The sequence below is a fragment of the Polynucleobacter sp. JS-Fieb-80-E5 genome, assembly GCF_018882015.1.
Taxonomy (GTDB): Bacteria; Pseudomonadota; Gammaproteobacteria; order Burkholderiales; family Burkholderiaceae; genus Polynucleobacter.
On record NZ_JACVPH010000001.1, the window covers coordinates 57,471 to 66,027 of the forward strand.

An 8,557-nucleotide genomic window follows, 5' to 3' on the forward strand; every position below is an offset into this window, starting at 1 on the left:
CGCTAGCGGTGGCTTTCCCTTCTACTAGCGTTTCTTGGCTCCCCTGGTTTCTGATAACTCTTGCTCAAGAGTTCCTTCCAATGCTTTCTTTTGGGCTGGGAGCTGACCTTCTTTCATCAAACCTTCCACGATCTCCATCAGGCGATCACCGTCATCCTCACCAAAGACTTTGGCTACGACTTCATGGCCATACTTGGCACATAGGCGGTCGTACTCCTGCTCTGGAGTAATGGTGGTCTTTGATGGGCGCTCGAACACCGTGACGTTCTCGCGCCCAAAGAGATTGCGAAGGATATTGGTCTCATAAGGCGGTACATGCACATGGATGGTTGTGAAAGCATCCCTGCGCACTACCGCTTCCACCTCTTTAATTTGGAAGTCGCTATGAATGAGTTCTTTGTGATTCATGTTGTTATTCATTTCTTCCTCCTTATTGAATCGCCAATACCGCATGGGCATTCGCTCGTGAGATGGATAAAGCGCATCGTAGGTTCACCATGGCATACATAGCTAGCGTGTCATGCGGACGGATGGGGGCAACGATGTCTAGATCATCATCCCGCAGCTTCATAAATCTCGTATTTAGGAAATAGCAACGCTTACTCCACTCCACCGTGCGATTAGCCATAGCATCGAGCTCATCAAACTGCGGATCCCAAATGATCTCCACTCCTTTGAAGGCGAGGCCTGTGTTTACTCCAGCGCCTACGCCGGCATCGATGTACTTGGTCTCACCTGATCCAGCGATATGGGTCACTGTCACCTGCTTACGATAGGTATCAATGAACTTGCCACCTGCAATGATGAAATCAGGGCTACCGCCATGCTTAATACATTGACGCCATGCAGTCTCCATCTCACCTACTAAGCTACCTGGCGCTGTTGATGCAATGTCCTTGACGGCGTAGTTACGCCAATAGCTTGCTTTGGCTCGATCGATACCGCCTACAGTACCGGCATCTGGCGCTAGGCTAACAAGACTATCTAGGCCAACTACCGCATCTGCGCCGTGTGAGCCATCGCGGTGCAGCTCAAGATCTAGCTTATTAAGGAAGCCTTCTCTAAGGACTTCTAACTGCTCATCAAGGAGATTGATTAGCTGTACGCGCTCGTTATATTCCAACTGGAATCCTCGCGCCCCACCTTCACGTACTTTGATTCCATTGCTAAAAAGCCGGTCATAGTCGATATAAAGACCGTCAACTGCTCTGCGCCATGGGAAAGAGGCTTGCTCAGTCGTATTACGTTTATTGAACTTGACCGTCTCTTCGCCAAAAGCCCAGCTAAAGTTACTACCGTGTTCTTTGCGGATGTTCTCGACAACGTTTTGCTTTGCGCCTAATAGGCTCTTACGACCTTCCATCAGTTTTTTTAGGAAAGGCCTCTCTACCGCGATTTGGTCGACTGGTAGGTTGCGTAAGTACTCATCTAAGGAAACCTTAGCTAACTCTTGCAAATCTGTATTTGAAATTGGCATATGCCACCCCATCAATAGTTATTTAAGAAATTGGTGGCTTCAATACCTGTTGATGGAGCGTGAACCCATCCATTGCTACGCTACTAGGCGCGACTCTAGCTTTAACGCGGTGGTGTGAAGCGCTGAGATCAATTATTGGGGTGGCAGATAGGGGCTTGGGATATTTGTGGGTTTTTTGTTGAGCTACTTAATTAACTCGCTATGGGTCTTTATGCCCAATGTGTCTTTACGCCACCTTGGGCATAAATGAGCGTTTCTTTGGTCGTGGCCGTCAAGGGTGCGCAAGCCACCCCTTTGGGGTGCCCTTGACGGAATGAATGCCCATAGTCCATATAAGCCCTCTATTGGACTACATACTTTTGCCATCAACTATGGGACAATAACAAAGTAGATTTTACCTAGATAACAAAGTAGATTTATATGGAAAAACAAAGTAATTATCTGTATTAAATCTATTTAAATCAATAATTTAAGACAATCAATGGCAACTAAGTCAACCAAAAAAAGTACAGATTCTCTGAAGCTTTCTGAGTCTTTAAAGGCTTTAAAAAAGCTCCAAGATAAGCATCATGGCGTGATTGAATCAAAAGATCTCGCTGACTCCCAGCGCGCCCTACTTTTAGAAACTGGGTTTATACGCTCGGTAATGAAGGGTTGGTACATTTGCTCAAACCCTAGCGATCATGATGGTGACTCTACCGCTTGGTATGCCAATTATTGGGCCTTTATGTCTGGGTATCTTACCAAGCGTTTTGGTAAGCGCTACTGCTTAAATGCCGAGGCATCACTCCTGCTACATACTGGTAGCACCACTGTTCCCAAGCAAATTACTATTGTTAGCAAAGATGGTGGTACTAGTATCGTCAAACTCCCATTTGATACATCACTGGTTATTTATCAGGATGAGAAGCGCGTCTCCAAAACCCGTACAGAAATTCGAGGCTTACAAGTCTTACCAATAGCTGAAGCACTTTGTATGGTGGGGCCACAGTTCTTTATCAATCATCCCATGGAGGCGGAAATTGGATTGGCGATGGTAAGTGACCCAGCAGAATTACTGGCAACTCTACTGATGGGCAATTGCCTCCCAACGGCCGCAGCTCGCTTGGCAGGCGCACTTACTTTTGCTAATAGGAAAGATGACGGAGAGCGCATTATTAAGGCTCTGAACAAGGCTGGCCAAGCCATCGCGCCCAAGAATCCATTTGAGCTACCCGAACCGACTATCAGCCAGTCCCGAGAAAAGTCTCCCTATGTTCTACGCATTCGCTCGATGTGGGCAACGTGGCGTGATGACGTTATCCAGAATTTTCCAAAGGCTCCTGGCATTCCGAAAAGTTCAGCAGTCTATATGAAGCAAATTCAGGAACGTTATGTAGCAGATGCCTACAACTCACTCTCGATTGAAGGCTATCAAGTTACTGATGAATTGATTGAGCGTATTGCCAAGGAAGGTTGGAATCCAGAAATCAGTGAAGAAGATAAAACGAGTAAAGATGCTTTAGCGGCTCGCGGCTACTTTTTAGCCTTTAACGAAGTAAAAGACAGCATTAAGTTAATTTTGGCTAAAGCCAATTCTGGTGATGTTGTCAGAAAAAGCCATCATGACTGGTACGCCGCCATGTTCAATCCAACAGTACTCGCGGGTATTTTGCAACGCCATCAGTTGGCAGGCTATCGGACAGGTCCAGTGTTTATTCGTAACTCCTTACACACTCCTCTGCCAAGAGAGGCCCTACTTGATAGTATGGAAGCTTTGTTTGATTTAATTGAAAATGAGCCAGAGGCCTGCGTAAGGGCGGTTTTAGGTCACCATCTCTTTGTGTTCATTCATCCCTACTTTGATGGTAATGGCCGTATTGGACGCTTCTTGATGAATGCTTTATTGGCATCAGGCGGTTACCCATGGACAGTCGTTCGGGTAAGTGAGAGAAAGCGCTATATGAACGCACTTGAAAAAGCGAGCGTTGATGGCGACGTTAAACCCTTAACTAAATTTCTAGCAGGGGAAATGGCTCAATAGATCTCTTGAGCCATTTCACTCCGTTTTAGATTCCCATATTGCCTAAGTGCTGAGCAATTCGATCCATAGGCTGTTCTGAATTAGCTAATGGCACCCCTAGGGTTGCTGTCCGCGCCCGTATAGGTTGGACACTCTGGAATGTTGAGTGCCTTGTATTGGTAATATTAGCAGTGGGCCTTTCAATTGCCTCATAAATTGACTCAATCATGGTTTGCCATTGCTCGGGTTGATTGTTTTGCACAAACACCTGCATATAAAAAGGATCTGACATGTATTTGTTAAAGCAGATGGCCTTATCAATGTGATCGATTTCATCTGAGCGTGTATTTAAAAAATTGAGCATCTGTAGCTTTGCTTCTGAAACCAATGCCGATGGTTTTTTCTTGGCATCAGCCAACGTCATGACATTACCCACTAACTTGCTTTCTACTTCATATTTACGGATGACATCTTGCAAGCTGGTGACTGTAACCTGTAAGTCTTCAACCCGCTTTTCTAAATCACGCTTCTCATTAATGATTCTCTGTACACGCTCACACCCCCTTTTAGATTTGATACTGCTAGAGGCTTCTGGGTTGATGCTGGCTTCGGTATCGGGACTCGAATCCGCAGACCGGGGGTTCAAAGCCCGCTTAATGAGCTCTATTGCTGTTTCAGTTTGAAGCTCGGCTTGTGGAAGCGTATCGACGGTAATCGCCAATGGTACAGGCAATAGTTCGCCTAGATCGTGTGCTTGTGGTGCTGTCTTAGTCTCTAAAGCGGGCATAAAGGCTGGTACATGAACTTCACCTTTTACTGGTGTCAATATCGGCTCAGGCTCGAGGGTATCGGATTCTTCTGGCAATACTTCGTCCTCATCAACATCTTCAGCTATCTTGGTAAGAGGTTGATTGGGGGCCTTAGTTAAATCATCTAGTAAGTGAGTGGTTTGGCTCTTAGGATCCGTTTTTTGAGATGTCTTCTGAGATGCCTTCTGCGCCTCTTTCTTCGATCTCTGAATTTCAGCCTCTTGATCTCTTAAAAGTTTTTGTGCCTCAGCCTTTTTAGCTCTTTCCTCGTCAGCAAGCTTTTGAGCCCTTTCTTTTTCAGCTAATTGAATGGCACGCTCTTCCCTTTCCTTTTTTCGCCTTGCAGCAACTTCAGTTGCATGTTTCTCATAAGCCTCTTTTTCAAGACGTTCACGTTCTTTTTTAGCCTCTCTATCTTGGACTCTCTGAATCGAGCCTCCGTTAGTCAGCACTTCTGATTTAAAACTGCTTACCTCATTTGCTACCTGCGTCATTGCCTGTCTCCTCTTTTATAAAATGACTATCGCGCCCTATTTCAGTGCTTGTTCTTTGCCTTCTTCCTGAGAAAAAATTAATGCCGATGTTTGGATCGTCATCACGAGCCCATCCCTCCGGCTGTTTTTCTACGTTCGGTATAAATAGATTGGAATCGATGCGATCGTCATACCGCAAGAGGGTCTCCTGTAGGAGATTACGGATATGCTCGTAATCCATGCCTCTTGCCTGCAGGTTTTGCATCTGGATTGATAGATTCGTAATCATGGGCAAAACCTTGAGCCAGCTCTCTTTATCTTCTATGCCGTCTGGCGCGCCAGTAGTGCCTGCTCTGATGCGTAGATCGACCATGTCAAAGATTCGGTCTTTGGTGAGCTCTGGCCAGTCGTAGGTTTTCTCGATGGTCATGACTAGTTCGCCGTTAACCATGGTGGTCTTATTGCTTGGTGGTCCCATATAGCGCTCTACCTGCTCTTTGCTGAGTTCTTGCAGAAGGACTTGGGCGCTGTATTGGGCTATTTCTTGGAGCCAATCTTCTATCTGGTCTTTAAATTCAAATACGCGCCCTGATAAGGCTCTTTGCAAGATGTTGGCTTCGGTTGCTGTCTTAGGCCTTACCACTGTAGAGCGCGCAGCATCTTGCAAACCTGTAACCTGCTCCCAGTCATAACGCACTGCGCTGGTGTCATAGACGATGGGGTCAATCTTGGGATGGCCTCTAGGGATGATTACTTGGTTAAGAGGCTTGCCTTCGGTATCGACAATCGTGATCTCACCGAATCTTGAATCTGAGTGCTTCTTAATAGTCTTTTCGTTGATATCGGCTGATGCAACCCATCCTGGAATACATAGGTCTCGATGTTGATTGAATCGATCCCTCGCTTCGTTGTGCTCATCTTGCAAGCGCTCAGTCAAATCAACTAAGCTTGGGCCTACGAATTGGCCATCGACTACTTGGTAAGGCAATAAGAAGAATGGGTACCAGCGCTCTCCTGCCCTTGGTGGTGAATATGGTTCACGCAGCCATTCTGTCGCGCCCTCCACCATCGTATATACCCGTTGAGTTGCTCTATCCCAGATCTCTAGCACTGCGATTTGTTGATCATCAATGACTGGGCCTGAACCAGCATTCATTTGCATTGAGGCTAAGCGTTTGGCTTTCTTGTGAGATGGCTCACCTTGGCCTGGTTGGTAGATCTTGGCATTAGCTAGATTCTTCTTGTAAAGCGCTTCTGCTTGGCCGCGCTTCATCGGGATGATTTGGCAAATCCAATCGGCATCGGTGTAGTCCCAGAACTCACAGATTGAGGGGTCGATGAGGAGGTTTTCTGTAAGGACTCTGTCGATTACCAAGCCTTCGGCAGATTGCACTTCTGATTGTTCCTGCAGGGATTTAATGAGCTCTTCTAGCTCTGCCTTCTTTACCTCATGATGATGTTGATCATCGTCTTGAAGGTCTCGCGCTAAGTCTTCTATGGCTAGAAAGTTTTCTTGTGCATCGTTAATGCGACCCTGGATATAAGAATCCCTGCTGGGATCTCTTTGATACATCACTTTGAGAATTCCGAAGCTACAGGTAAGCGCTGCCCTTACGGTGGACTTGGCTCGATTCTTTAATTGGGCATGCTCTAGTGCTCTATTAGTTACCCTCTCTAGTGTTTTACAGAAGAGCTTGATATCCGCGCCCGAGTGGGTGGGCGTAGTAGATATTTCCGGGTTGCGAGCGTAGACATTGGGGAGGACTGCTGAGATAGTGCCGTGTATGAGGTTGGCTCTCAGGGTATAGAAGTCTTTGCCAGTCGGATCTGCATTCCAATTAAAGCCTGCGACGGTATTACGGTTGTGTCTTACGCGCTTATGAAATGTTGCCCAGTGAGCACGCGCATGCGTGATACGGGCAGTCCATTTTTGTTGAAGGGCTTTGTAGTCTTGATGCACATCTTATTTATAACGTCCCTACTTTATTCCCTTGAATTTATTTGGAATATTTCCTATGCAATTTAATTACCACTCGACCGAGACTGCAATCGATATGGTCATGAGTTCTATAATGAGTACATGAAAAAATCTCTTTTTTGCATACTTTCTGCAACACTTTTGGTAAACCCCCTTGGTGTTATTGCCGCCCCAGAAGCTAGTAGCTCCAGCGCCTCAAATATCAACTTCTTTGCTACAGTGAATAGCACCATGCTCACAAAAGGCTTGCTGGATCTCAATATCAAAGCAGCTGTTGCCCAGGGCCAGAAAAATACCCCCGAGCTCCAAAAAACCCTAAAAGATGAGTTAATTAATCGTGAGCTCTTAGCGCAACAGGCTGAGCGCATGGATCTGGAAAAAGGCATTGATTTAGATGATCAATACACCCAATTACGCCAAACCCTACTCATTCAGGCATTAGTAGAAGCGCACTTTAAGAAGTCCCCTATTACCGACGCCCAGTTACGTGAAGAATACGACCGCCAACGAAAATTAACTGGCGATGCCACTACTGGTTTTCAATACCGAGTTAGCCAGATCATTGTTGTTAATGAATCCGATGCTATAGACCTTATCAATCGCATCAACAAAGGTGAACTTTTTGGTAAATTAGCCCAGCAGTATTCTATTGCCGATGGCGCTAAGAGCAATGGTGGCCAATTGGGATGGCTATTTCCAGGACAACTTAGCCCCGAACTGCAGCAGCTTGTATCAAAATTGAATAAAGGGGCAATCTATGGCACCCCTATTCAAGTACAAGGTGGCTGGGCAATCATCAAGCTAGATGACAAGCGCAATTACAAACTACCTACTTTTGAAGAATCTAAACCCCAGCTTCACCAAGCTTTTATCCAGCAATACTTGGTAGAGACTGTCAAAGACCTGCGTGGACGCGCCAAAATTACCCAGTAAAACAAGGTAGCCTAGATCATGATGTCTTGAAGACGTCTTGATCCCGGTAAGGGCTGGAGAGGCTGAGCTGGCCTAGGATCTACTGGTTTTGGCATCACCTTTTTAGTGTTGCCCGCTTCTTGCAATGCTTTTCTCACGGCTTCAAAGCCGCCATTCAGACTAAAGCGGGAAACTCCAAAGGAACTGTTTTGCAGGGGTACTGCAAAGCTCACGATGCCACCTCGCCTAACCTCATCCAGTACCGTGTTAAATGGCTCAAGAATCTGAAAGAGCACCCCATTTATTTGGGCGCATTGCATGTTAAGGGATGCCGCATTGCCTAGCCCACTCATCAAGATAGGTGATCTACTCCCAGGATGGCATCTTAAGCTGTCATGAAGGTAGAACATGCACTGGTCTGACTGACAGTACATTCCAAAAGAGGTTGAGCCCGCACTTGTTGAGGCCTCAATAGACCCAGTGGAGGTTTGAACAATCCAATTACCAATAGCTACCCTCTCAATTGCCCATAGATTTCCACTAAAGAAAGCCAGTAGAAAGGCAATATAAAGCCTTCTCAAGAAAGACTTCATTACTTCTTTCTCAGAAATTCAGGAATGTAGATTTCATCATCCGGGCTATTGTTAAGTCCATCAATAGCTATAAAGCTAATACCCAGTACCTTGGCATATGTTTGAAGTGCCACAAGAAGATTGGATTGTGAGCGCGCAAAAGCCAATGTGTCACCGCGCTCTATCGCTGTTAATTGCACAACTGAAAGATCGCATTGCCCAGCAAGTATGGCCAAGTTATGACCTTGAGATTCTCGGGCTTCTTTGAGTTGCCTACCTAGATTGCGAACATGCTTCGGGGTATTACTTGAAACCATGAAATCAATCGGGATGG

General features: G+C 46.0%; 8 protein-coding genes. 2 read left to right on the top strand and 6 right to left on the bottom strand.

Going from position 1 to position 8,557, the window contains the following annotated elements; genetic code table 11:
* Positions 1 to 24: 24 nt before the first annotated feature.
* Both ICN44_RS00250 and ICN44_RS00255 read right to left on the bottom strand, forming a co-directional pair.
* Positions 25 to 420 (bottom strand): hypothetical protein, encoded by a 396-nt coding sequence (locus tag ICN44_RS00250; protein ID WP_216261913.1) that lies wholly within the window; start codon positions 418 to 420, stop codon positions 25 to 27.
* Positions 421 to 430: 10 nt separating this feature from the next.
* Entirely contained in the window at positions 431 to 1,477 is a 1,047-nt protein-coding gene (locus ICN44_RS00255) for a phage major capsid protein (RefSeq protein WP_216261915.1), read from the bottom strand.
* Between the two features lie 481 nt (positions 1,478 to 1,958).
* On the opposite strand from ICN44_RS00255, the gene ICN44_RS00260 reads away from it, so the two are divergent.
* The gene (locus ICN44_RS00260; RefSeq protein ID WP_216261918.1) at positions 1,959 to 3,500 is read left to right on the top strand and encodes a Fic family protein; all 1,542 of its coding nucleotides are present in this window, start codon (positions 1,959 to 1,961) and stop codon (positions 3,498 to 3,500) included.
* Between the two features lie 25 nt (positions 3,501 to 3,525).
* Here ICN44_RS00260 and ICN44_RS00265 read toward each other — a convergent pair whose 3' ends face one another.
* Positions 3,526 to 4,782, bottom strand: coding sequence for a hypothetical protein (locus ICN44_RS00265; RefSeq protein ID WP_216261920.1), 1,257 nt, complete (start codon positions 4,780 to 4,782; stop codon positions 3,526 to 3,528).
* Positions 4,763 to 6,721, bottom strand: a complete 1,959-nt coding sequence (locus tag ICN44_RS00270; RefSeq protein ID WP_216261922.1) for a hypothetical protein — start codon at positions 6,719 to 6,721, stop codon at positions 4,763 to 4,765. Before ICN44_RS00270 ends, ICN44_RS00265 begins: the two co-directional genes overlap by 20 nt.
* A gap of 120 nt (positions 6,722 to 6,841) precedes the next feature.
* Between ICN44_RS00270 and ICN44_RS00275 the strand changes: the two genes are divergently transcribed.
* Positions 6,842 to 7,672 carry a peptidylprolyl isomerase gene (locus tag ICN44_RS00275; RefSeq protein ID WP_216261924.1) on the top strand — a complete coding sequence of 277 codons (831 nt, stop codon included), beginning with the start codon at positions 6,842 to 6,844 and terminating at the stop codon, positions 7,670 to 7,672.
* 11 nt (positions 7,673 to 7,683) lie between these two features.
* Here ICN44_RS00275 and ICN44_RS00280 read toward each other — a convergent pair whose 3' ends face one another.
* Together ICN44_RS00280 and ICN44_RS00285 are read right to left on the bottom strand one after the other, a co-directional pair.
* Complete coding sequence (locus ICN44_RS00280) at positions 7,684 to 8,244, bottom strand: hypothetical protein (protein WP_216261925.1); 561 nt, start codon at positions 8,242 to 8,244, stop codon at positions 7,684 to 7,686.
* A complete protein-coding gene (locus ICN44_RS00285; protein WP_216261927.1) occupies positions 8,244 to 8,540 on the bottom strand; it encodes a RodZ family helix-turn-helix domain-containing protein in 297 nt (98 codons plus the stop codon). The genes ICN44_RS00280 and ICN44_RS00285 overlap by 1 nt, the downstream gene beginning before the upstream one ends.
* Positions 8,541 to 8,557: the final 17 nt, after the last annotated feature.